Source organism: Motiliproteus sp. MSK22-1, from assembly GCF_001968815.1.
Lineage (GTDB): Bacteria > Pseudomonadota > Gammaproteobacteria > Pseudomonadales > Balneatricaceae > Motiliproteus.
Genome location: NZ_MIEQ01000044.1, coordinates 386,148 through 408,385, shown reverse-complemented (window position 1 = coordinate 408,385; position 22,238 = coordinate 386,148). Strand labels below are relative to the sequence as shown.

General features: G+C 49.8%; 22 protein-coding genes. 13 read left to right on the top strand and 9 right to left on the bottom strand.

Annotation, left to right across the window (positions count from 1 at the left end; all coding sequences use genetic code 11):
* Window positions 1-11 precede the first annotated feature (11 nt).
* Window positions 12-593, bottom strand: coding sequence for an electron transport complex subunit RsxA (gene rsxA / locus BGP75_RS12450; protein WP_143821062.1), 582 nt, complete (start codon window positions 591-593; stop codon window positions 12-14).
* 427 nt (window positions 594-1,020) lie between these two features.
* Between rsxA and BGP75_RS12445 the strand changes: the two genes are divergently transcribed.
* The 3 genes from BGP75_RS12445 to BGP75_RS27420 all read left to right on the top strand — a co-directional run bounded on the left by BGP75_RS12445 (window position 1,021) and on the right by BGP75_RS27420 (window position 3,180).
* Window positions 1,021-1,485, top strand: coding sequence for a RidA family protein (locus BGP75_RS12445; RefSeq protein WP_076718913.1), 465 nt, complete (start codon window positions 1,021-1,023; stop codon window positions 1,483-1,485).
* Window positions 1,486-1,834: 349 nt separating this feature from the next.
* A complete protein-coding gene (locus tag BGP75_RS27215) occupies window positions 1,835-2,818 on the top strand; it encodes a hypothetical protein (protein ID WP_076718912.1) in 984 nt (327 codons plus the stop codon).
* A 122-nt stretch (window positions 2,819-2,940) separates the two neighbouring features.
* Window positions 2,941-3,180 carry a hypothetical protein gene (locus tag BGP75_RS27420; RefSeq protein WP_233152916.1) on the top strand — a complete coding sequence of 80 codons (240 nt, stop codon included), beginning with the start codon at window positions 2,941-2,943 and terminating at the stop codon, window positions 3,178-3,180.
* Window positions 3,181-3,564: 384 nt separating this feature from the next.
* On the opposite strand, the gene BGP75_RS12430 is transcribed toward BGP75_RS27420, so the two are convergent.
* From BGP75_RS12430 to BGP75_RS12415, 4 genes are all read right to left on the bottom strand, one after another.
* Window positions 3,565-3,933, bottom strand: a complete 369-nt coding sequence (locus tag BGP75_RS12430; RefSeq protein WP_198939351.1) for a cupin domain-containing protein — start codon at window positions 3,931-3,933, stop codon at window positions 3,565-3,567.
* Window positions 3,934-3,998: 65 nt separating this feature from the next.
* Window positions 3,999-4,331 carry an EthD family reductase gene (locus tag BGP75_RS12425; protein ID WP_076718910.1) on the bottom strand — a complete coding sequence of 111 codons (333 nt, stop codon included), beginning with the start codon at window positions 4,329-4,331 and terminating at the stop codon, window positions 3,999-4,001.
* Window positions 4,332-4,414: 83 nt separating this feature from the next.
* Complete coding sequence (locus tag BGP75_RS12420; RefSeq protein ID WP_076718909.1) at window positions 4,415-4,660, bottom strand: ferredoxin family protein; 246 nt, start codon at window positions 4,658-4,660, stop codon at window positions 4,415-4,417.
* 64 nt (window positions 4,661-4,724) lie between these two features.
* Complete coding sequence (locus BGP75_RS12415) at window positions 4,725-5,966, bottom strand: 4Fe-4S dicluster-binding protein (RefSeq protein ID WP_076718908.1); 1,242 nt, start codon at window positions 5,964-5,966, stop codon at window positions 4,725-4,727.
* Between the two features lie 604 nt (window positions 5,967-6,570).
* Here BGP75_RS12415 and BGP75_RS12405 point away from each other — a divergent pair.
* The 8 genes from BGP75_RS12405 to BGP75_RS12370 all read left to right on the top strand — a co-directional run bounded on the left by BGP75_RS12405 (window position 6,571) and on the right by BGP75_RS12370 (window position 16,234).
* A complete protein-coding gene (locus tag BGP75_RS12405; RefSeq protein ID WP_076719316.1) occupies window positions 6,571-8,121 on the top strand; it encodes a BCCT family transporter in 1,551 nt (516 codons plus the stop codon).
* Between the two features lie 106 nt (window positions 8,122-8,227).
* A complete protein-coding gene (locus tag BGP75_RS12400; protein ID WP_076718906.1) occupies window positions 8,228-8,617 on the top strand; it encodes a PaaI family thioesterase in 390 nt (129 codons plus the stop codon).
* 420 nt (window positions 8,618-9,037) lie between these two features.
* Window positions 9,038-10,636 (top strand): hypothetical protein, encoded by a 1,599-nt coding sequence (locus tag BGP75_RS12395; protein WP_076718905.1) that lies wholly within the window; start codon window positions 9,038-9,040, stop codon window positions 10,634-10,636.
* An 87-nt stretch (window positions 10,637-10,723) separates the two neighbouring features.
* The gene (locus tag BGP75_RS12390; protein WP_076718904.1) at window positions 10,724-11,434 is read left to right on the top strand and encodes a 3-oxoacid CoA-transferase subunit A; all 711 of its coding nucleotides are present in this window, start codon (window positions 10,724-10,726) and stop codon (window positions 11,432-11,434) included.
* Window positions 11,435-11,538: 104 nt separating this feature from the next.
* On the top strand, window positions 11,539-12,177 hold the full coding sequence (locus tag BGP75_RS12385) for a 3-oxoacid CoA-transferase subunit B (protein WP_076719315.1): 639 nt from the start codon (window positions 11,539-11,541) through the stop codon (window positions 12,175-12,177).
* 43 nt (window positions 12,178-12,220) lie between these two features.
* Entirely contained in the window at window positions 12,221-13,534 is a 1,314-nt protein-coding gene (locus BGP75_RS12380; RefSeq protein ID WP_076718903.1) for an aspartate aminotransferase family protein, read from the top strand.
* A gap of 69 nt (window positions 13,535-13,603) precedes the next feature.
* The gene (pcaF, locus tag BGP75_RS12375) at window positions 13,604-14,803 is read left to right on the top strand and encodes a 3-oxoadipyl-CoA thiolase (protein WP_076718902.1); all 1,200 of its coding nucleotides are present in this window, start codon (window positions 13,604-13,606) and stop codon (window positions 14,801-14,803) included.
* Window positions 14,804-14,917: 114 nt separating this feature from the next.
* Window positions 14,918-16,234 (top strand): pyridoxal phosphate-dependent aminotransferase, encoded by a 1,317-nt coding sequence (locus tag BGP75_RS12370; RefSeq protein WP_076719314.1) that lies wholly within the window; start codon window positions 14,918-14,920, stop codon window positions 16,232-16,234.
* Window positions 16,235-16,439: 205 nt separating this feature from the next.
* On the opposite strand, the gene BGP75_RS12365 is transcribed toward BGP75_RS12370, so the two are convergent.
* Window positions 16,440-17,195, bottom strand: coding sequence for an ABC transporter substrate-binding protein (locus tag BGP75_RS12365; RefSeq protein WP_076718901.1), 756 nt, complete (start codon window positions 17,193-17,195; stop codon window positions 16,440-16,442).
* 338 nt (window positions 17,196-17,533) lie between these two features.
* On the opposite strand from BGP75_RS12365, the gene BGP75_RS12360 reads away from it, so the two are divergent.
* Both BGP75_RS12360 and BGP75_RS12350 read left to right on the top strand, forming a co-directional pair.
* Window positions 17,534-17,986 carry a DUF302 domain-containing protein gene (locus BGP75_RS12360; RefSeq protein ID WP_076718900.1) on the top strand — a complete coding sequence of 151 codons (453 nt, stop codon included), beginning with the start codon at window positions 17,534-17,536 and terminating at the stop codon, window positions 17,984-17,986.
* A 722-nt stretch (window positions 17,987-18,708) separates the two neighbouring features.
* A complete protein-coding gene (locus tag BGP75_RS12350) occupies window positions 18,709-19,221 on the top strand; it encodes a hypothetical protein (protein WP_076718898.1) in 513 nt (170 codons plus the stop codon).
* 183 nt (window positions 19,222-19,404) lie between these two features.
* Here BGP75_RS12350 and BGP75_RS12345 read toward each other — a convergent pair whose 3' ends face one another.
* From BGP75_RS12345 to BGP75_RS12335, 3 genes are read right to left on the bottom strand one after another with little or no spacing between them, the layout of a single operon-like run.
* Window positions 19,405-20,256 (bottom strand): ABC transporter ATP-binding protein, encoded by an 852-nt coding sequence (locus BGP75_RS12345; protein WP_076718897.1) that lies wholly within the window; start codon window positions 20,254-20,256, stop codon window positions 19,405-19,407.
* 3 nt (window positions 20,257-20,259) lie between these two features.
* Window positions 20,260-21,231 (bottom strand): iron ABC transporter permease, encoded by a 972-nt coding sequence (locus BGP75_RS12340; RefSeq protein ID WP_076718896.1) that lies wholly within the window; start codon window positions 21,229-21,231, stop codon window positions 20,260-20,262.
* On the bottom strand, window positions 21,228-22,232 hold the full coding sequence (locus BGP75_RS12335) for an iron ABC transporter permease (RefSeq protein ID WP_076718895.1): 1,005 nt from the start codon (window positions 22,230-22,232) through the stop codon (window positions 21,228-21,230). The genes BGP75_RS12340 and BGP75_RS12335 overlap by 4 nt, the downstream gene beginning before the upstream one ends.
* Between the last annotated feature and the right edge of the window lie 6 nt (window positions 22,233-22,238).

Sequence of the window (22,238 nt, the reverse complement as noted above, 5' to 3'; positions counted from 1 at the left end):
CTCGTTTTCCCTCAGTTGCTGGGCAGGCCTGAGAATCCCATGAATGCCATGGACAGCAGGCCGGCAGTAATCAGAGCGATGGGGGTTCCGGAAAATAGTCCTGGTATCTGGCAAAGGGACAACCGCTGGCGCAGGCCGGCAAAGATAACTAACACCAGCACAAATCCCAATGAGGCGCCCAGCCCATACAATAGGCTTTCAATCAGGTTATGGGCGCGTTGTACATTGAGCAGTGCCACGCCGAGTACCGCACAATTGGTCGTAATCAGAGGCAGAAAAATGCCTAAGGTCTGGTAAAGCAGGGGGCTCAGGCTTCGAATGATCATTTCGGTAAATTGAACAACGCCGGCAATTACCAGAATAAAGCTGACAATTCTGAGAAAATCAGCATTCAATGGAGCCAGCAGATAATGCTCGATAAGCCAACTGCTGGCGCTGGCAAGAGTCAGTACAAAGGTGGTGGCAAAACCCATGCCTGCCGCCGCATCGATTTTTTTTGAGACGCCCATAAAAGGGCAGAGTCCCAGAAACTGAACCAGCACTACGTTATTTACCAGCGCGGTTCCAAACAGAAGTATCAGATATGCTTCCACCGATTCACCAGTCATCAGTCCCCAGGTATTTGGGCAATGTTTGTCAGTCTGGATTCAGGTGATTATTTTTACAATTTAAAAAAATAAACGTATTTATAATTCGTATTTATAAATAACAAACCGCTTTTGAAGTTTGTTCTTGAGAGCTTTTTGCACTCTTTAGATAACAATGATTGCTGAAGAGAAAGCAGCATTTATTCAGCTGTTTTTATGATGCCAGACGGAAGAGAAAAATAGACTGAGATTATTATCGGTGGTGTTTTTATAAGCTGATCAGAATAATCGATTTTTTATTTTAATTGGTGTTGGATATTCGGCTTTGGTTACTCTGCAAGCAGATGATCGCAGGTGACTGGCACGCTGTTTCAGTGTGCCTGTCCGCAGGTTTTCGTTCATATTCGACTCAATCTGATGATGGAGAGTACTGATGGCTGGAATTATTGAAGCACGGCTTGCCGAGCTGGGAATCGCGTTACCGGAGGCTCCGGCTCCGGTCGCCAACTACGTACCTTATGTTAAAACCGGTAATCTGGTGGTTCTTTCTGGCCAGGTTACGATCTGGAACGGTGACCTCAGATATATCGGTACAATCGGTGAAGACCTGACTGTTGAACAGGGTACTGAAGCTGCCCGTATGTGCGCGCTGAACCTGATTGCCCAGGTACGCGCCGCCTGTGATGGCGATCTGGACCGGGTTAAACAGGTTGTGCGTCTTGGTGCGTTTGTAAATGCTGTGCCTGATTTCACTGAACACCCCAAGGTGGTCAATGGTGCCTCCGATCTGATGGCTGAGGTATTCGGTGATCGGGGACGCTGTGCGCGGACCAATGCTGGTGCTACATTGCCACTGGGGTTTGCGGTAGAAATCGACGGAATCTTTGAAATCGAGTGATTTAGTCTGCGGGCTGCTGGAAAGAGGTTCCGATACTCAGACAACAACCGTGCGATGCGATCGAGAACCGACTTTATTTCCGAGAGCATGGCGCCGATTACCTGATCAAGTGGAATCTCTGCGGGCAAGACGGGTTGACCGGGAGGGACAAGGCCAATGCCGTCGGGGCGCTCTGGTGCCATACCTGACCGGGAAAGATGGAGACACTCATTGCTGAGCTGAAGACGAATATCGATAAGATTGATTACAGCAAGTTGAAGCTCTGGATAACTGTAAAAGCACGAGACAGCTAGCACAGCATTGTGTACCATCACGCCCCTCTACGGAATCTACTTAAAAGGAACTTTGCATGGCTACTGTCTTGATGTGTGAAAAACCTACAGCTGTCTCTTCTCTAAACCACCTGTGTGATATCCAGCCGACTGAGAGCATACAAACCGTCACTTGCGAGATACTGACTACGTTATCCCCCTACACACCCTATTTGGTCGGTGACTACTCCAGACCTCAAGATCAAGGTATAGTCAACCCGATAGCCTCTATGCCGCAATCTTCAGCCAAGAACTTAATGGGCCTTGTGTCAGAGTTTGGTGAGGATAAAACTATTGCCATAGCTCAAGTAATGTCAACTATTAGCAATCCATACAGCACGGCTGGCATGGGAGCTGCGACTAGTGTTTATGGTGGTCGAATGACCGGTTTTGTCGGCGCTGTTAAAGCGTATCAAGCTGCCCTCAAGCAACATAAGCAAGCTCTGAGCTATCCTGGTGGTCGCCAGATGAGCAAGGTAAGGATACAACGCGCTCACCAGAATATGATCCAACAGTTTAACTTAGAGGTTGAGTTAGCAACGGCTGGCAAAAAGATACGTAAAGGCCATCCTCTGATGAATGCTACCCGCGCTCGACATATAGCAGAGAGTGGGCGCTCGGTTGCAAAGTTAGAATTGATCAGTCAGATTGAAGCCCAGAACCTTGTTAAGTTCTCCAAGTACACTCAGCTCTTGGGCAATGGACTTGCAGTCATAGACTTTACAAGCCGTGCAGGTGCAATCCACAATACTTACAAGGCAGGAGGTAATTGGGAGAAGAAGATGTTTGTCGAGGCAAGTGGATTTGCTCTGGGAGCTATAACAGGAACTGCTATTGTCAACGGTGGCTTAGCCTTACTTGCCCTAGCTACACCTGTTGGTTGGGTCTTTCTCATTGGAGCAGGTATCGCCATTACTGCTGCGGCGGCAGGTGGAGCAATGGTGGTTGATCATCAGACAAAAAATTTAGCTGATTGGGGGTATGAGCGTCTTATGAATTGGATAAATTCACTATGGAAATAGTTGGCCCTATAGGGATGGTCTTAATAGGATTTGCAGTTATCGTCGGGATACTCTTCGTAGCTTTTGGTCAAATAACAGTTAGAAGGCTACGAAGGAATCCAGCTACGAAGGGACGCTTGGGCATGGAGTTTACTAGTGGCTGGGATATTTTAAACACGGCCCAAGCATTGGCATTACCCAAAGCTCTAACTGACAGATTCAAGGAAAGCCCCTTGTCGGCAATGTTTGCGAATGCAGACTTACTTCGTGAACACACTAGCGTCTTTGATCGAGTCTTAGCCGCTATCTTTTTCTGGCTTTACGCTTTCACAGCTGTTTCAGCAATACTGCTGGCAATGTCTATGGCCCTATTTCTCGACTAATTCTTTCAAATCATACAACCAAGGCGTGTGCTCAGTACCTCAGTACTACGCGCCGCTCTAATCCTTGTCAGGGCCGCTGTCACGCTCTCCTCTCCACCTGCTGACATCCACTCTTCAGTAGTCGACGCATCCTAGACGAAAGTAGATATAGGTCTATAGGCTTACCGTCACGAATAGCCGACCTAAAGACCCACTGCAGCATCTCAGCAAGCGCGTAGTCATCATTGTTGGCATTACCAAAGGTTGAGCAGACCTGTTCGACAGTGTGCTGGAGCGGTATATCAAAGCGTCTTTGCAGGAATACGGATCGGTAGCAGAGGGAATCTGAGGTTGCCGGCAGCTACCGCTTAGGCGGAAGAGCCGGCAATGGGCCGGAGCCAGCGGTTAGTTGGGCGTGACGATAACGTAGAGTTTACGTACCGGCTCCAGCACCTCCCAGGTGCCGACAAAACCGGCCGGAATCACGAAGGAATCTCCGACGGAGAAGGTGGAAGCACCGCCCGCCTCGTCGGTCAGTACCACCTTGCCGGCGAGAATATGGCAGAACTCGTTCTTGCTGGAATAATCGGCATTCCACTTACCTTCGGTACATTCCCAGATTCCAGATAACATCTGTTTAGTGCTGTCCTGGAACTGATTCCACAGGGTCTGTTCCGGTTGACCCCGCAGGCAGCGCTCAGGGGCCATGGTTGATACCGAACCTTCGACGGTTGAGGCCGAGAAATCGATCACTTGCTTAATACTGGTGGGCACTGTCTGTTGCTCCTGCTATGCAGCCCGGCATCAGTCGCCGGCCTGATGTTGGCTATCAAAAGGGATTATTCTGCGACTGGAATGTCCTGCATTTCGTAGACGACATGGTGGATTTTTCCGTCAAACATGGCTTCCAGCTTTAGGGCGTCCTCCACAGCAAGCTGTCGCTCGGCAGAGATTTTTGCCACTTCGAAATCATCCCAGTCCTTAAAAAACAGCTCAAATGTGAGATAGAACTTTGGAGGCAGCCCTTCGCGAGTCATGCCTTTTAGAAATCGCAGTTGTTGGAGCTTAGGGTATTTGGCAACCAGGGGCAGGTGAACCTCCTGGATATAGGCATCGAATTCCGCCTCTGAGCCTTTGACCTGACCTTCGTAATATGCGCAAAACGCTAACATGATGATCTCCTTGATTAAAAAAGCTGTTGTTACGATGGATTGCAGGAGAGCGATACTGCCCTCCCGGGCTTTGTTAAAGTCGGTTATTCAGGGAGTCGCTGGGGGCTGGTTTTGGCCAGCTCGGCATTGACGGCGATCCAGTCATCGGCATCACAGTCGGTATCGGGCAGAATGGCGCCATGCTCACAGTCGAGCTCGCAATTACCACAATCGCTGCATTCTTCCGGATTGATGGCCAGCATACTGGCTCCTTCGTGAAAACAGTCTGCAGGGCATGATTCGACACAGTCGTAACAGAGTGTGCATGCGTCGGTAACAACAAAAGTCATAACGACCTCCTGTATTGGGTGTCAGAGGTTGAAAGCGATTGAGCAGGGGGCTGCCCGATGAGTGTTATTCGACCAACAACGCTTCAATAGCGGTGGTGGAGAGGTCTTTGGGCCCCATGCGAATGGCATCCCAGGGGCATACATTCCAGCAGAGCTCGCAGCCGATACAGTTGCTCTCGGTGCTGACCACTTGCTCTTCACCTTCGTTAAGGGCGTCGTAGTAACAGTTTTTAATACAGGTGGTGCATTTGGGAAACTTACACTTTTCGTGATCGATGTAGGCCTGCAGCGGGCTGGCCTTAAACAGTTCTTCCAGTGATGGGGCTGCCCGGCGCGAGGAGATGCCGTACAGGTCATCGACTGTTTCATAGCCGTGAGAATCCATGAACTTCTCTACGTCGCCAATCACTTTTGGCAGCCATTCAATTCCCTTAAGCATCAGTACCGAGCCCACCTGCATGATACGGGCACCGGTCATCAGAAATTCAATAGCATCGCGACCGTCAAAAATACCGTTCGATCCGGCTATTTCCATGCCCAGTTTTGAATAAATATCCTGAACCCAGCGCAGCGTAATGGGTTTCACCCAGGGACCACCAACACCGGCAGTGCCACCGATATAGGGCGTGCCTGTTTCGATATCTGTAGCAAACCCCTTGAATCGGCTGTTGACGGAAACCGCCGCAGCTCCTGCTTCCTTTGCGGCTTTGGCTATTTCGGTCAGATCAATGGCTTCTGGAGTCAGTTTGACGATTACCGGGATATCGATGGCTTCAACGCAACGACGGGTTATTTCGTAGGTGGCTTCCGGGTTCTGGGCGATCATGGTTCCCGGGTATTTGCCAGCCCATTCTGTGGGATAGGGGTTGTGAAGGTTTATTTCGATCATCGGCACGCCGCAGTCTTCTGTCATCTTGCATAGCGTTGCCCACATATCGAGAGTGCCGGCAGAAACGTTACCAATGACATGGGCGCCATGTTGTTCTGCGTAGGCTTGGGTTTCCTTAAGGTAGGCGATCCACTCTTCATAGTGTTCACTGATATAACCGGAACGGCTGTAAAAGGTGAAATTGCGAGGGACTTTGCCGCGGATAGGTTGTCCTTTATCATTGAGAATCGCGTATTTGGAATGTTTGGTCAGTGTCGACATAGACTTCATTTCGCTGACCGTTTTGACGATAACGCCCGCTGCGCCGTTGTCGATGCATTTCTTAATATTGTCAACGCTGTTCGACGGCTCGATAGAAGCGACGATAATCGGATTTTTAAATTTGAGTCCGCAAAACTCTACGCTCATGTCAGCCATAATATATTCCTGTCTTAATATTCTCCCCCGGGGAGAACAAGTATTAAGTTATTGTTCGAATCAGTCGTCAGGGTTGACAGAACCATTCTCGTTTTTTGGCGATTGATATTTCAAATTAAAATAACTTAACAATTAATAATCTGGATATATTAATGTCTTCGTCGCATATTTATGGTTGGTGAAATACCTGAAATCTTCGATATGAAAAGGTTTGTAGTACATCGCATTCACCCTGGCGATCGGTCCTTGGATCAGGCTGTTTTTTTAGTTTGTAACGGAATAAATCCGGTTAAGGACAAATGGATTCATGCTCAGTGGACTACTGATCCTGATTTAATCAGGATAGTCGGTTGATAACAGGCGCTTTATATCAGCCATAGTCAGCACTTATTAATTAATATTGAGATTTTATTGGAATCTATTAATCCACTCGATGATTATTTAAAACTCGGTCAAGGGTTGGCAGTTGGTCCGATAACCTGAAATACCTCCTTAGGGTCTTGACCATTCTGGGATATTCAGAATGGCAGACGGGGTTATCACAGGTTCATCAGCTATCTGGATTGAAATAATAATTAGAAGACTGGAGTTTGTTATGACTGAAATGGTCGAAGAGAGAAGTGATGCTGAGATCAGCGAAAGCCCCGGCGTCCTGGCCAATGTAGATTGGCCTGTTTTTGCCGTTAGTGGCGGCTTTATTGGTTTGTTTCTTATTATGGCGCTGATTGATATTGATGCGCTTTCCGGAATGGTTAACAGTTCGTTCGCTTGGTCGACCAAGCTGTTTGGCGGCTACTGGCAGCTTCTGATGCTGTCTACATTTTTTATTGGACTGGGTTTGGCTTTTACCCGTACGGGAGGAGTCAGACTGGGCAACGTTGAGGTGGCGGAGATCCCTACCTTTAAATGGATTGCCATTATTATGTGTACGTTGCTGGCTGGGGGAGGTGTGTTCTGGGCAGCTGCCGAGCCGATGGCTCATTTCATCTCTCCACCTCCTTTATTTGGGGTTGAAGCCAAGACGGCGGAAGCTGCTTATCCGGCCCTGGCTCAGAGTTTTATGCACTGGGGATTTCTGGCTTGGGCGATCCAGTGTAGTTTGACTTCCATTGTGCTGATGTACCTGCACTACAACAAAGGATTGCCACTGAAGCCCCGGACGCTGCTTTATCCGGTATTCGGCGAAAAGATCTATAAGAGCTGGATTGGCTCTTTTGCTGATGCTGCCTGTGTTATCGCCGTTGTGGCGGGTACTGTCGGGCCAATTGGCTTTCTGGGGCTGCAGGTCAGTTATGGTCTTAATGAACTGTTCGGACTGGTCAATGATTACGGTCTGCAGTTAAGCATTATTCTGGGGCTGATTGTGCTCTATACCATTTCGGCAATCAGCGGCGTTACCCGAGGCATTCAGCTGCTGAGTACCATTAATGTGTTTCTGGCGCTGGGGCTGATGGGGTTTATTCTGGTGATGGGACCAACGGCTTTCATCTCCGATGCCTTTATTCACTCCTTCGGACTCTATCTGGATGAGTTCATTCCTATGGCAACCTTCCGCGCAAGTCCGGGCTGGTTGGACTGGTGGACGGTGTTTTTCTGGGGCTGGTTTCTGGGTTATGGGCCATTGATGGCGATGTTTATCTGCCGGATTTCCCGTGGCCGTACCATCCGGGAGATCGTGACGGTGGTGTCCCTTCTTGCTCCGGTTGTTACTGCTTTCTGGTTCACTATCATCGGTGGCAGCGGTATTGCTTTTGAGATCGCAGAACCAGGAGTTATTTCCGAGCCCTTTACCGGTTTTAACCTGCCGGCCGCCATGTTTGCCATTACTCAGCAGCTGCCGATGGGATTCATTGTCTCGGTTCTGTTTTTGATCCTGACCACAATATTTGTAGCAACCACCGGTGATTCCATGACTTATACCGTTTCCATGGTCATGACCGGTACTGATCACCCTCCTGCTTTTCTGCGAATCTTTTGGGGGATCGCCATGGGGTTGGTCGCGGCGATTCTGATTTCACTCGGATCGGGTGGGGTTTCGGCATTGCAGTCCTTCATTGTGGTAACAGCGGTTCCTGTGTCGCTGGTGCTGCTGCCGTCACTCTGGACGGGACCCAAAATTGCCCGGCAGCTTGCCAGGGAGCAAGGACTGATCTGAAGGGCTGAATACCGGTTCTGACCCGTTTTAAGCAGTTTTTGTTTGCTGAATCAAAACCCCGTGCTTAGGTGTCGGGGTTTTTTTGTTGATGGAGGTGGGGAGTCAGATGCCTGCAACAGACTTTGTTGATGACCTGGGGATTCAACCCCGTGGCTTTATCGATGGCAATTATGTAATAGAACTTGAAATCAACCCCAGGCATCTCAATGTCGGAGGGATTGTGCATGGTGGCGTGATCTGCAGTCTGTTGGATACTGCTCTGGCTCGTTCGTTCTTTTATGCTCTGCCAGGGAAACAGCTGTCAGCGGCCACACTTGAGATGAAGGTAAACTTCCTTGGTTCTGCCAAAGAAGGGATATTGAAAGCCAGTGGCCGGGTGGTGAACAGAACAAAACGAACGGCTTATGTGGAGGGGCTGGTCGAAAATGGACAGGGCAGGGTTCTGGCCAGAGGATCGGCAACGATGATGCTGTTTGAGGAAAGTCGAGTTCGCTAATCGAAATCTACGACAAATGTTGACGGCATACTGATGCTGGGGAGCAGGCGTCGTTGATTACCATGCTGTGATCTATTTATTCATTATGCCTGATAAGCAGGTTGTCTTATTTTTTTTGAATGATTTTATATAATCGTTATTTAAATAATCTATTAATTAATTTATCTGTGTTATTAAACTTATTGTAATTATGGTTTTAAGTTGTTGTTGCTATTTTTTGATAAATTTTAAAAAATATTTTAATCGGAATTTAATATTTTTGATGTGTTTTTTTTGTTTCTTTTTCAATGGTTTATGTTATTGATAATAAGCGGTTATAAGTTTCTTAAATTGTTTAATTGGCAGAGATCAGGGGGACGGGTTAATACTGGGTGGGACCATTGCCAAACATAAATGATAACCAGAAACAGAGATAAAATAATGGCCAGTTTTGATGCAGCCTCCGTTATTCCCAGTACGCCTCATTCCGTTCCGCTTACCGTAGCATCTTCCGATGTCCAGAAGATGATGGTGCGCTACCAGTATTCTGATCAAGTCAGTGCGATTATTGAAAATGAAAATCTATTACCGACCGGATTGCTGAGCAGATTGCAGGCTGCCTACCCACAGCATTCAGGACTGCTGGAAACTCGCAGGTTCCTGTTTACCGAGCGCGAAAATTATACCGGTCTGAAAGGGTTTCGTGAGGTCAATGAGATTCTTCGGAAAAACGGTATCGATATTGGCTACACCGCAGAGCGGGAGCTGTTTGTCGAAGTTTATCGATTTCTGGCGACCCGTCATTCACTGAACAGTATCGATTGGGATAACTTTGAAGATGACTCTGTATTTCAGCTGGTGATGCCTCAGCCAGGAATGATCAATGAAGTCGTTACCCGAGCTTATGAAGAGGCGGGCAGCGAGGCGGAGCGTACCCGGATTGCGGTCGCTTATCAGGAAGAAACCAACCCTCATGATGGCAATCAGCAGCTTAATAAGCCCTGGTTCGAGAACGATCAGGAAGAGGTGGAGTTTCTTGACGGTAGTCAGCATAAGTATCCTCAGTGTCAGCTGGTATTTGATCGCACCACTCAGAACTGTTTTTCGTTCTGTACTTACTGCTTCCGTCATGCTCAGGTTCGTGGTGATGAGGATATGTTTATCCAGAAGGATATTCAGCAGATACACGATTACCTGCGTTTGCACCCGGAAGTGACCGACCTGCTGATTACCGGTGGTGATGGTGGTTATATGCCGGTTAACCGGCTGGAGCAGTATGTACGACCGATTATTGATGATCCGGCGTTGCTGCATGTGAAGAATGTGCGTCTGGCGACCCGTTCACTGACCTTTCAGCCGGAAATGATCCTCAGCCATAAGTACGACAAGATGTTGGAGCTGTTTGATACTCTGCGGGACAACGGCGTTCAGTTGGCCTGGATGGCACATTTCTCGACGCCTCGTGAGCTGTTGAATCCGAGCACCATTGCTGCAATCCGTCGTCTGCAGAACCACGGGGTCAATATTCGCAGCCAGAGCCCGATGATGAATCACATCAGTCTGTTTACCGATGACACCGGCAAGGTGGATGTGGAGCGTTCAGCGCAGAACTGGATTGATCTGGCTGAAATTCTTGGAATGATGTGTATTGGTTTCCACTCCATGTACGCTGCCCGTCCAACCGGTGAGCACCATTACTTCACCGCACCTCTGGCAGACTATCAACGCATCTTTAACCGTATCTACCGTTCGTTGTCGTCGATCAACCGACCATCCCGTCATCTGTCCATGACGATATCCGCCGGTAAGCTGGCGATTATGGGCTACTCCATTATCAATGGTGAAAAGTGTTTTGCGCTGCAGTTCACTGAAGCCCGCAATATGGAATGGATGGATCGTGTCTTTATGGCTCGCTGGGATGAGCAGCAGAATAAGATCAACCTGCTGCAACCTTTTGAAGGCGATAAGCACTTCTTCGAAGATGAACTGCAAGAGATTGAAGACAGTCTGGCCGAGGCTCTGCGTAAGCGGCTGGCGTAGCCAGTATCAGCAGCAGGGCCGCGGGGAGATCAGAGTGAGCCTCCGGCCCTGTGTGGATTTCAGACCCAGCAGTAGAAGGTAACGACAATGATTGATAAGCAGGTAGGCTCAGCAGCCGCCGCAGTCGCCGATATTTTCGATGGCGCGACGGTAATGGTGGGGGGCTTCGGCGAGGCTGGCAGCCCGATTGAACTGATTCATGCGCTGATCGACAGAGGGGTGAAGAACCTTACCGTGGTCAACAACAATACCGGCAGTGGTCATGTAGGCCTGGCGGCACTGATTGAAAATAAACAGGTCGGCAAGATGATCTGCTCCTTTCCCCGTACCGCCAACTCTACCGTATTTCCAGATCTGTACCGGGCCGGTGAGATTGAGCTGGAGCTGGTGCCCCAGGGAACACTGGCCGAACGAATCCGGGCAGGTGGCGCAGGTGTGCCGGCGTTTTATACGGCGACCTCGGTCGGTACGCCGCTGGCTGAAGGCAAGGAGCTACGCAATTTTGAAGGACGGGACTATGTGCTTGAGCATGGCCTCAAGGCTGATTTTGCATTGATCAAGTGTGAGCGTGCTGACCGCTACGGTAACCTTGTTTACAACAAGACTGCCCGCAACTTCGGCCCGATCATGGCAATGGCGGCAGAAACGACCATTGCGCAGACCGGTTTGCAGCTGGAAGTGGGAGCTATTGACCCCGAAGTGATCGTCACGCCCGGTATCTTTGTGGATCGTATTGTTACGGTTACCGAACCGGCACAGGAATCGAGACTGGTTGCAGCCGGGAGGAGCTATCCATGAATAAGAAGAGTAGTTCCATGAATAAGAAGAGCAGTTCCAAGAATGAGAAGAGCGGTACCCTGAACCAGAAGAACGGTACAGTCATTGGCTGGAATCGTGAACAGATGGCCAGGCGTGCGGCGCTGGATATTCCCGATGGCGCCTATGTGAATCTGGGTATCGGTATTCCGGAAAAGGTTGCGCAGTACGTTCCTGAGGGAAGAGAAGTGATCTACCACACTGAAAATGGTCTGTTGGGTATGGGCATCGCGCCAGAACCGGGCCAGGAAGACCCCGAGCTGATTAATGCTGGCAAAAAAGCGGTGACGGTTATTCCCGGAGCCTCGTTTTTCCACCATGCCGATAGTTTTGCCATGATTCGTGGTCAGCATATCGATATCTGTGTGCTGGGGGCCATGCAGGTGTCCGCATGTGGTGATCTGGCCAATTGGTCTACCGGTGCAGCGGATGCGATTCCAGCAGTGGGTGGGGCAATGGATCTGGTGGCCGGTGTCAAGACTATCTTCGTTATTACCCAGCATTGTACAAAGAATGGTGACTCGAAACTGGTGGAGTCCTGCAGTTATCCCCTGACCGGACAGGCAGTGGTCAGCCGGATCTACACCGATCTGGCCGTTCTCGACGTAACACCGGAAGGGTTCAGAGTCCTGGAGCTGGCTCCCGGAATCAGTATGGAGTATGTGCGGGACAGGACCGAAGGGAATTTGATTGATGGCCGGCTGGCCAATGTTGTCGGCGCCTGATCTGGCCCCGGACAGTGACTGAATATTAAGACTGCAGGATAGAATGATGAACCAGCAACTCTCTCGTGGTGCTCGTATTTTCCAGCGAGCGCAGAATGTACTGCCGGGCGGTGTCAGTCGTAATACTGTACTTCGACGCCCTCATCCGCTATATGCCGAGCGTGGCGAAGGCTGTTACGTTACCGATATTGACGGTGTTCGCCGGATTGATTTTGCCAACAATATGGCTTCTCTTATTCATGGGCATGCTCATCCTGCTGTGGTAGGGGCGGTAACGGAACAGCTACAGAAGGGCAGTGCCTTTACCCTGGCTACCGAAGAGGAGGTCTGTTACGCAGAGCATATGTGCAGCCGTTCGCCGGGCTTCGACAAGATTCGTTTCGTTAATTCCGGTACTGAGGCGGTGATGAGCTGCCTGAAGGCGGCCCGTGCCTATACCGGTCGGCCGAAGATCGCCAAAGTGGAAGGCGCCTACCACGGCCTTTACGACTACGCAGAGGTCAGTCAGACGGCAAAACCGACTAACTGGGGTGATCCTGATCAACCGGCCAGTGTTCCGGTGGCTCACGGTACCCCGGCATCGGCACTGAACGATGTAGTTGTTATTCCCTTTAACGATCCGCAGCGAGCAATCGCTATCCTTGATCAGCATGCGGATGAGCTGGCCTGTGTGTTGATTGACCTGTTACCTCATCGGGTTGGGCTGATTCCTGCCTCGGCAGAGTTTGTCCGGGCATTACGTAAATGGACTCGCGAAAATGGAGCTCTGCTGGTTTGCGATGAAGTGATTACGTTTCGCTCCACTTACGGCGGTGCCCAGGACTGGTACGAGTTGCGCCCGGATCTGACTGCCATGGGCAAGATGATTGGGGGTGGTTTTCCGGTTGGAGCCCTGGCTGGCCGGAAGGAGGTGATGGATGTGATGGACCCTTGGGCCGATAAGGTGCTCTTCCCCCATTCGGGGACGTTCTCTGCCAATCCGATCACCATGGTCGCTGGTCATGTCTCCATGGAGCTGTTTACCGAACCAGCTGTGATTCGCCTGAATGGGCTGGCAGATCGGGCTCGTGATCAAATAACTGAAGCGATTCGCATCGCTGATGTCCCTGCCTGCGTTACCGGTGGTGGCAGTATGTTCAGGGTTCATATGAAAGCAGAAGCGCCCGAAGACTACCGCTCAGGATTTGTCGGTCCTGATGAAGCGCGCCTGACAGCGGCGATGCTGGACCACCTGTTCGACAACGGCATCATGATGATCAATACCTGCTCTGGCACCCTGTCCACCGCGATGACAGAGCAGGAGATCGATACCCTGGCAGACGTGATGTTAAGCGGTTTTCGTAAGATCAGAGCATAGCGGGCGGGCTGGTGATTAGACCAGATGCTGACTGTGACTATCTGTTGAGCCATCGAATTGGAAAATATCATGAATGAAGTATTTATCTGCGATGCCATTCGCACCCCGATCGGTCGTTATGGCGGCGCGTTGGCTTCAGTCCGGGCTGATGATCTGGCGGCGATACCGCTAAAAGCGTTGATGGATCGTCACCCCGGACTGGACTGGTCGGCGTTGGATGACATTATGCTGGGCTGCGCAAATCAGTCCGGTGAGGACAATCGAAATGTGGCCCGCATGGCTGGACTGCTGGCTGGCTTACCGCAGCAGGTAGCCGGTAGCACCATCAACCGGCTTTGTGGTTCCGGGCTTAATGCAGTGGGCCTCTGTGCCTCGACCATTAAAACCGGAGAGGCGGAGCTGTTGATTGCCGGTGGCGTGGAAAGTATGTCCCGTGCACCCTTTGTGCTGGGCAAGTCTGACACTGCATACGGTCGTGATCAGCAGCTGTTTGATACAACGATGGGCTGGCGCTTTATTAACAGAAAACTGGATGAAGCTTACGGCACCGAGACGATGCCGCGGACGGCGGAGAATGTGGCGCTGGAATTTGGTATCAGTCGTGAGGATCAGGACTGTTTTGCGCTCGCCAGCCAGCTAAAGGCGGCAGCAGCCCAGGAGCAGGGCTGGTTAGCTGAAGAAATTGTGCCGGTTTCTGTTCCCCGGCGCAGAGGGGAGCCTGTGGTGGTTGGTCAGGATGAACATCTGCGCGCCACAACACTGGAGAAACTGAGCCAACTGAAACCGTTGTTTGATCAGGGCAGTATTACTGCCGGCAATGCTTCGGGTATAAACGATGGGGCAGCAGCATTGTTGCTGGCCTCGGAAACAGGGGCAAATCGACATGGGCTTAGCCCTCAGGCGAGGGTTCTGGGTATGGCTGTGACCGGTGTCGCTCCTCGTATTATGGGAATTGGTCCGGCACCGGCCAGCAAAAAACTGCTTAAGCGACTGGGCCTTTCCATTGACGAAATGGATATCATTGAGCTGAACGAAGCCTTTGCTGCGCAGGCGCTGGCCTGCTCACGTGAACTGGGCTTGGCTGACGGTGACCCGCGAATCAATCCTCAGGGAGGTGCCATTGCACTGGGACACCCTTTGGGCATGAGTGGCGCACGGCTGGTTACCTCTGCTATTCGCCAGTTGCATCGCAACGCTGGCAGGTATGCGCTGTGCAGCATGTGTATCGGCGTTGGTCAGGGCATCGCTCTGGTTATTGAGCGGCTCTGAAGATAGTGGCTTGCTGGCAGCACCTTCGGTACGTTGCTGTTGTCAGCAACCCGATTTGCCTGGACTGAAGACATCTACTTAATACAGAGAGTTTACGTGAACAGCTATTCCAACATGAATTTTGAAAGCCCAGTCGATACCCGCATTGTTGATGAAAAAATGAAATCTCTGGGACTGATGTCGGTCGGGTATGCTTCCATTCGGGAGCTGGTCAGGCTGGTTAATGAAATAGAGCAGTCCACCGGTGTTACCTATATCCGCATGGAGATGGGGGTTCCGGGGCTGCAACCTCCAGAAGTGGGCGTCAAAGCTGAGATTGCTGCGCTTGAGGCTGGGGTGGCGGCCCGCTACCCAATGCTGGATGGGTTACCCGAGCTAAAACAGGAAATATCACGCTTTTGCAAGCTGTTTATGAATGTTGATGTGAATTCCGGTAGTTGTCTGCCGACGGTCGGATCAATGCAGGGAGCCATGGCTACCTTTATGGTTGCCAACCGCGCCCACGAGGGGCGCAGTGGGACACTGTTCATTGATCCGGGTTTTCCCGTCCAGAAAAAACAGCTGCAGGCCCTTGGCCAGCATTACGCCAGCTTTGATGTCTACAACTATCGGGGAGTGCGGCTGCGGGATGCCCTGGAAGAACAGTTGCAGAGTGGCAAGTTCAGTTCGATACTCTATTCCAATCCAAATAACCCATCGTGGATTTGTTTTACCGAACTGGAGTTGCAGATCATTGGTGAACTGGCTGATAAGTATGATCTGATTGTGATCGAGGATCTGGCCTATTTTGGTATGGATTTCCGACACAATTACGGTGTGCCGGGCCAGACCCCGTATCAGCCTACGGTAGCCCGATACACTGACAACTATGTGTTTCTGATTTCCAGCTCCAAGGCCTTCAGTTATGCCGGTCAGCGTATTGGTTCACTGGTAATTTCAGACCGACTGTTCGAGCGTGAGTTTGCCGATTTGGAACCTTGGTACAATACCCGCCAGTATGGCTACGCAAGTATCTTCGGAGCCCTTTACACCCTGTCATCCGGGGTGAGTCATTCTGCCCAGTATGGTCTGGCGGCGATGTTCCGGGCGGCCAATGAGGGGACATTCGATTTTCTCAACGAGGTGGCCGTTTACGGCACCCGCGCGAAGCTGATGAAACGTCTCTTTATCAACAACGGATTTACCATCGTCTATGATCGTGATGATGAGGCACCGTTGGCGGATGGGTTTTATTTTACTTTTGCTTACCCCGGTATGAGCGGTGAGGAATTGTTGGGGAAACTGATTTGCTTCGGTATTAGTGCTATAGCCCTTGAAACGACGGGGAGCGAACGTACTGAAGGGTTACGTGCTTGTGTTTCACAGGTCAGTGATGCTCAGTTGTCGGTGCTCGAAAAGCGGTTGCAACAGTTTCATAACTGTTTTGGTTGATGTGTAAGAGCCGATTTCGGCCGCTTTAACGATTCTTTTCGGTGTCATGGCCTGAGCTCAGTACTCTACTGCAGAGTATAGAGCCTGGTTTCAGTGGTTTAGCGGAAAGAACCCAATAGAAGTACTGATTGCTGTCAGGCTGTGCCGAATGGATTATTTAGCTGAAAGGGAGGGCCAAAGCTCTCCCGTTAAGGCGGTCGGTTTATTACTCGACGGCAAGCCGCTCCATATGGTGTTGTTCCAACAGTGTCTGATAGCTGCCATCAGCACGCATTTCTGCCATGCCTTTGTTGAAAGCGGAAATCAGCTCTTTGCTGTCAGAATGGGTTCGAGACACCATCACATGCACGGAGTTACTGGCCAACGAGCGATCAACGAAATCCAGTTTATCGGCTTCTTCGGGAAGGTAGCGTTGAATCAGGCTGAGAGCTTCTCCTTCGTCACCGGCGACCATGTCTACCTCACCACTCACCAGCAACCGTATAGCGTCGATTTGCTGATCCATTTCCCGGATCTGTAAAAAGTCAGCGTTATCGAATTTTTTGGAGATCACGCCATCCTTGAGCTTGGCGAATTTATACCCTTGCAGATCGTTGAGGCGGTCCCAGGAAATTGAATCGGTTTTACGCTTCAAAAACGAGACCCGGTTTAAAATAATCGGCACACTGAAGCGAAACTCCTTATTTCTTTCTTTGCTGAACCAGACGCAGATAGCCGCGTCATGGTCTGCACTTTTCACACCGGCCATGGCATCTGCCCAGGTGTGTGTATTTACGCTGGAGCTGTAACCTCCTTTTTTGAATGCCATTGTTACCAGTTCCGCCAGCGGACCCTTGTTGGTGAGGTTATTGCCTACATAGGGTTCCCATTCGCTGCAAACCAGATCCAGTGGGGCTGCGTTGATACTGGGGGAAGCCATTAGCAGTAGAGTTACAGCGGTCAGAAAGATTTTTCTTATCATAATTAATTCCTGGTTTTCAATTTTAGGCGAGATCGGGAATAGTTGTGCCGGCTGTGGGTGGTGACCTCCTGTTTATGAAGGTGTGTTCAGCTGTCCGTGTGACAGCACAGTCCCGTTGATGAGGATTGCTGAGCTCCATGTTTTGATTTATGGGCCGCGTAGTCAGTATATTTGCAGCTGATAGCTAAGAAAATTTAGTAATCCCTATCAAGCTATAAGGGGCGCTAATGAAAGGAACTAGCCCGTAGATCTCCTGTCAGAAAGCTCCAGTTGATAGCTGAAACAATGTGCATGCCATTTATCCGACCAATAATTGAAAACTAACAACAGGTGATTTAATGATGAAAAGTATTTCGTTTGCCGCCCTTGCTTTGATTGCTTCTTCTTATGCAAGTGCTACAGAAAGTTTGATCTCAATTGAAAGCAGCTACCCTGCAAAAGAAACTGCTGACAGATTTGAATCGATTATAAAAGATAAAGGTTTAACCTTATTTGCCCGCATCAATCACCAGAAAAATGCCTCTGGTGTAGATTTGGATCTAAGAGCAACCGAGGTGATTATTTTTGGTAATCCTAAAGTCGGGACACCATTAATGCAGTGCGAACAGCAGGTTGCAATTGATCTGCCTCAGAAAGTGTTGATTAGTGAAGACGCGAACAATAAGGTCTGGCTTTCATATAATAATCCTGAGTACCTTAAAGAACGTCACCATATCAAGGGGTGTGATAAGGTCATAAACAAAATTTCGATGGTACTTAATAAGTTAGGAACTGCCGCAACATCCAAGTAGTACATTTATCTAGTTGTACATTTATCTAGTTGTACATTTAGCTGGACGTGGATATACCGGATCCTCCGATATTACCCAGCCGAAGATTGGCTGTATAGACGTTGTCGGAGGCAGCAGGGCGGTCAATTGACCGCTCTTTGAGACTTTTTAAAGCTCGTCGTTTATTTATATCGGTTTAAAATAATCGGCACACTGAAGCGTAGCTCCTTATTTCTTCCTGATTACCCATGATCTTTAATCATGCTATATCGGGTGCAACGATAATTTAATTACGGATTCTGGAACTTGGGGCCGGTGTCTCTAATATAGGCGCTCAGATTTTTCTATTTATGCGGAGTGAACGAGCCTAGATCGACGCTATCCTGCCTTTATAAGCTACATGAGGGGGTTAATGTTTTCGTATTTTATGAAAATAAAGTCCCATGCTGCCGAGTAAAGCAATAATTAAACCACCAACGAACATGATGTTGAGCGCTAACTCAGGTGAGCTTGTGGGGAAAAAGAACACAAAGACGAGATAGGTCGCTATTGCAAAAAGAATAAAAAATATAAGAAATGAAATTATCATTGTAGAGGTGGTTCTGAAACTTGATTTCATGCGTCATTCCTTTTAGCATGCCGATCATTAAATAAAACTGCATTATTGAATTTATACAATAATAGCATTTTTTCTAGGGATGAACAGGGTGCTTTTACCTTGAAGCTTAACAGGAGTGTTTTCGATGGCTTATAGTGGTTCCAATCTAAAAGTTTGCCTTCCATTAGATATGACTAAATCATATGCGGTTATCGTCAGCGGTGATGGTATTAATTTTTGCGGCCATGCATTGCTTAACGTTGGCGGTAAAGGAGGATATTACTTCCATGTTGCGGGTATTCATGATTACCCGAAATACATGAGGCAAGAAGAGTACGATAAATACCTGATTGATACCAAGAAAGAAGAAATTGGCCGTTACTATAAGCGTTTAGCAAAGCCACAATCCGCCTATGATGAGTTGGTTAGAGTAATGCAAAAAAAATGGCTATGGGGTGTGTTGCCAAATAACTGCATTGCTTTTGTGGAGCAAATTTTACAATCAGGTGGAAGTTCATTTGGAATTTTTAGTAATTGTCCGATAATGCATACTAACAAAGAAGAAGTGCGTGCTACCACAGAGAGTTTAAGACGTCAGCTCTCAGAAGAAGCCTTGATCCAGTATTTTACAGGTGGTCGGGTGCCTGGATTGTATTAAAAACTCAAATGAGACACTGTTTGGGTGCGATCATATTCGACATAGAATATGATCGGGTGTGAAAACTGGAGGGCGCCTCTACATGCCCCTGATTAACGACTAGATCTTTCTTTTTAAAGCTCGTCGTTTATTGATATCTGACTTAGGCATATCAATGATGTCAGATGTCTCGACCAGTCTACCTTATATGGCCTGTGCTGATGGTGTGGAGGGCTGAGCGCCGACAGCTGATCTGGTAGCCAAAGGCACTAATAGGGGGCAATTGGCCTGGGGGTGGAGACCAATGCTACAGTCGAGATCAAATATTTCCTTAACTAGTTCCGGGGTTGCTGTCTGTGAGGCTGTTCCTTTTGCCATAACCTTTCCGTGCTTCATGTAGATCAGGTGATCTGCAAATTCAAAGGCCTGATTCAGGTCGTGTAGCACCAGTACCAGAGTCTTTCCCTGAAGTTGATTCAGTCGTCGAACCAGGTTCAGCAGATCATACTGGTGGCTCAGATCCAGGTAGCTGGTAGGTTCATCCAGCATCAATATATCCGTCTGTTGCGCCAATATCATGGCCAACCAGGCCCGTTGCCGCTGACCACCGGACAGTGCTCCCAGGGATCGTTCGGACATCTCGCTCATATCGGTATTTTGCAGGGCCTCTGCTACTGCATTGCGATCGGTTTTCGTCGCTGGGAATAGAGGACGCCGATAGGGGTGTCGGCCCATCATTACCAATTCGGAGACGGTCAGGGTTTCGGGGGCTCCAGGGTGTTGAGGCAGGAAAGCCATCTGCCGGGCCAGTTGTTTGGCGGGAGTGGTTGTCAGATCGCTGTCGCCGATCATGACTGTTCCGCTCTGGAGCGGGTGTAATCCAGCCAGCGCTTTTAACAGAGTTGATTTGCCGCTACCGTTTGCCCCGAGTAACACGGTAATGCGTCCTTCGGGAATAACCAGAGTCGATTCGTTAATCAGTGGTATACCGCGATAGCCGACACTTAAGTCGGTGGCGCGAATTGCACAGTTGTTATTTGGGCTGCATTTAGGCATGGGTTAATGACCTCGAACACGTTGTTGCCAGAGAAGCAGCAGTATGAATACCGGAACTCCGAGTATGGCGAGCATCAGACCTGCCGGGAGTTGCACCGGCGCAAAAAGGCTGCGGCCCAGCAAGTCTGCTAACATGGCTAACAATGCTCCGTAGACCAGAACGGGCATAGCCAGTTTTTCAGGTTGGGGGGGATGCAGTCTGCGGGCAATATGAGGTGCCAGCAGACCGATAAAGCCAAGGGTTCCGGCAGCAGCTACCGCTATTGCGCTAAGAGCACAGGCAACCAGAAGGCAAAGAGATTCAATTGTGCCTGTTCTTGCACCCAGCATACGGGAACTGAGAGGGTCCAGCAGAAGGGGGCCCAATTGCTGACAAAGTAGCCAGGAGGCGGGTATTAACACCAGAGACCAACTGAGAGTCCCTACCATTGTTGCCTGGTCAACGGTGGCAAAACTGCCCGCAAGCCAGGTCATGACCATGGCTAATCGTTGAGTTTCGGACAGAATCAGCAGGCATCCGATTAATGCGCTGAGCAGACTGCTGACACCTATACCCATCAAGATAAGGGCGATTGATGCAGTGCCGCGACAGAGTGCCCAAAGCATCCAGGCACTGGCCAATCCCCCCAGTACTCCAATCATGGGTATCCAGTGGGGGGAAAGTTCGGGTATTAATAGTATTGCAGCTACGACCGCCAGGGCCGCACCCTGATTGACACCAATAATACTTGGATCGGCTAGTCTGTTGCCGGAAAGTGTCTGTAGCAGTAGTCCAGCCATGCCTAGCCCGGAACCGACCAGGGCTGCCACCAGCACTCGAGGTAAGCGCAGCTCAGTGATCATCCGTAGCAGCAGTTCCCGAAGGTTCTCATCCAGCAGCAAAGGTATCGTGTCGATACTGCCATTTATCAGACAGATCACCAAAACGGGAGGAAAGAACCAAAGGTATGAGGTGGCTGTTAGAGACTTATTCATTGGTTAATATACCTTTTTCGTACCAGCCACAAAAACCAGGGTACACCGATTACCGCCAGGGCAACTCCTGGAGGTAGCCGATCATCGGTATCGAAGTGGTAGACCAGTAAATCTGCCAGAGTGAGCAGCAGAGCACCGAGTAAAGCACTGCCGGCCAATTGTCGGTGTATCTGGTTACCGAGCCACAGTCTGGACAAATGGGGCACGACCAGACCGATAAACAAAATGGGCCCGCTGACGGCTACAGATACCGCGGTCAGCAGCAGAATGGTGGCACCGACAGAGAGCAGAACCAGGCGGGGATCTGCTCCCAGGCCTCGGGCTGTATCCTTTCCTGTCTCCAGTAATAACAGGGGCCTGCACTGAATGACTGCCAGCACTAAGCCTGAGAATACCAACCCTGCAAGCAGGGGGATTTGTTCTGGTTCAACCATAGAAAGAGAGCCTGCCAACCAAAACCGAATAGCATCAAGTGCATGTTGATCGAGAATCAGCACAAGCGTGGTCAGGGCGCCGAACAGTGCGCTCAGCAAGGCACCAAATAGTAACAGGCTGTCTGCTGCCAGCCCGCCAGTGGCTAGACGGACCACGCCGAACACCAGAATCATGGCAATAGAAGCACCCGCAAATGCTGCGGAAAAACTATACAGAGGAGTAAAGGGCAGTGGGGAAATCAGCAGGCAAACCAAACCAAGAGATGCCCCCTGGTTGAGACTCAATAAACCAGGACTGGCCAGGGGGTTGGCTGTGAGTCGTTGCAGTAAGCAGCCTGCCGTTCCCAGAGCGGCTCCAACCAGCAGTGCGGCCAGTAGTCGAGGCAGGCGTAACTCTGTCAGCACCAGATAATCAATGGGACTGGTGCTGTTGATATTTCCAATCAGCAGCTGCCATAGATCGATTAATTCAAGAGTGGTGTCTCCTGATAATAGTGTTATTGGAATGACTAACAGGATCGCCAGAAGCAACCCGGGAAAGCGCCATTCAGATGTCAAAGTAGTCATAAATCA

Coding starts and splice junctions, on each gene's coding strand:
- BGP75_RS12370 (WP_076719314.1), top strand. CDS start 14,918: ATGAATTTTGAAAGCCCAGTCGATACCCGCATTGTTGATGAAAAAATG.
- BGP75_RS12420 (WP_076718909.1), bottom strand. CDS start 4,660: ATGACTTTTGTTGTTACCGACGCATGCACACTCTGTTACGACTGTGTC.
- BGP75_RS12425 (WP_076718910.1), bottom strand. CDS start 4,331: ATGTTAGCGTTTTGCGCATATTACGAAGGTCAGGTCAAAGGCTCAGAG.
- BGP75_RS12400 (WP_076718906.1), top strand. CDS start 8,228: ATGCCTGCAACAGACTTTGTTGATGACCTGGGGATTCAACCCCGTGGC.
- BGP75_RS12335 (WP_076718895.1), bottom strand. CDS start 22,232: ATGACTACTTTGACATCTGAATGGCGCTTTCCCGGGTTGCTTCTGGCG.
- BGP75_RS27420 (WP_233152916.1), top strand. CDS start 2,941: ATGGAGTTTACTAGTGGCTGGGATATTTTAAACACGGCCCAAGCATTG.
- BGP75_RS12350 (WP_076718898.1), top strand. CDS start 18,709: ATGGCTTATAGTGGTTCCAATCTAAAAGTTTGCCTTCCATTAGATATG.
- BGP75_RS27215 (WP_076718912.1), top strand. CDS start 1,835: ATGGCTACTGTCTTGATGTGTGAAAAACCTACAGCTGTCTCTTCTCTA.
- BGP75_RS12405 (WP_076719316.1), top strand. CDS start 6,571: ATGGTCGAAGAGAGAAGTGATGCTGAGATCAGCGAAAGCCCCGGCGTC.
- pcaF (WP_076718902.1), top strand. CDS start 13,604: ATGAATGAAGTATTTATCTGCGATGCCATTCGCACCCCGATCGGTCGT.
- BGP75_RS12395 (WP_076718905.1), top strand. CDS start 9,038: ATGGCCAGTTTTGATGCAGCCTCCGTTATTCCCAGTACGCCTCATTCC.
- BGP75_RS12345 (WP_076718897.1), bottom strand. CDS start 20,256: ATGCCTAAATGCAGCCCAAATAACAACTGTGCAATTCGCGCCACCGAC.
- BGP75_RS12365 (WP_076718901.1), bottom strand. CDS start 17,195: ATGATAAGAAAAATCTTTCTGACCGCTGTAACTCTACTGCTAATGGCT.
- BGP75_RS12415 (WP_076718908.1), bottom strand. CDS start 5,966: ATGGCTGACATGAGCGTAGAGTTTTGCGGACTCAAATTTAAAAATCCG.
- BGP75_RS12385 (WP_076719315.1), top strand. CDS start 11,539: ATGGCCAGGCGTGCGGCGCTGGATATTCCCGATGGCGCCTATGTGAAT.
- BGP75_RS12445 (WP_076718913.1), top strand. CDS start 1,021: ATGGCTGGAATTATTGAAGCACGGCTTGCCGAGCTGGGAATCGCGTTA.
- BGP75_RS12340 (WP_076718896.1), bottom strand. CDS start 21,231: ATGAATAAGTCTCTAACAGCCACCTCATACCTTTGGTTCTTTCCTCCC.
- BGP75_RS12360 (WP_076718900.1), top strand. CDS start 17,534: ATGATGAAAAGTATTTCGTTTGCCGCCCTTGCTTTGATTGCTTCTTCT.
- BGP75_RS12390 (WP_076718904.1), top strand. CDS start 10,724: ATGATTGATAAGCAGGTAGGCTCAGCAGCCGCCGCAGTCGCCGATATT.
- BGP75_RS12380 (WP_076718903.1), top strand. CDS start 12,221: ATGATGAACCAGCAACTCTCTCGTGGTGCTCGTATTTTCCAGCGAGCG.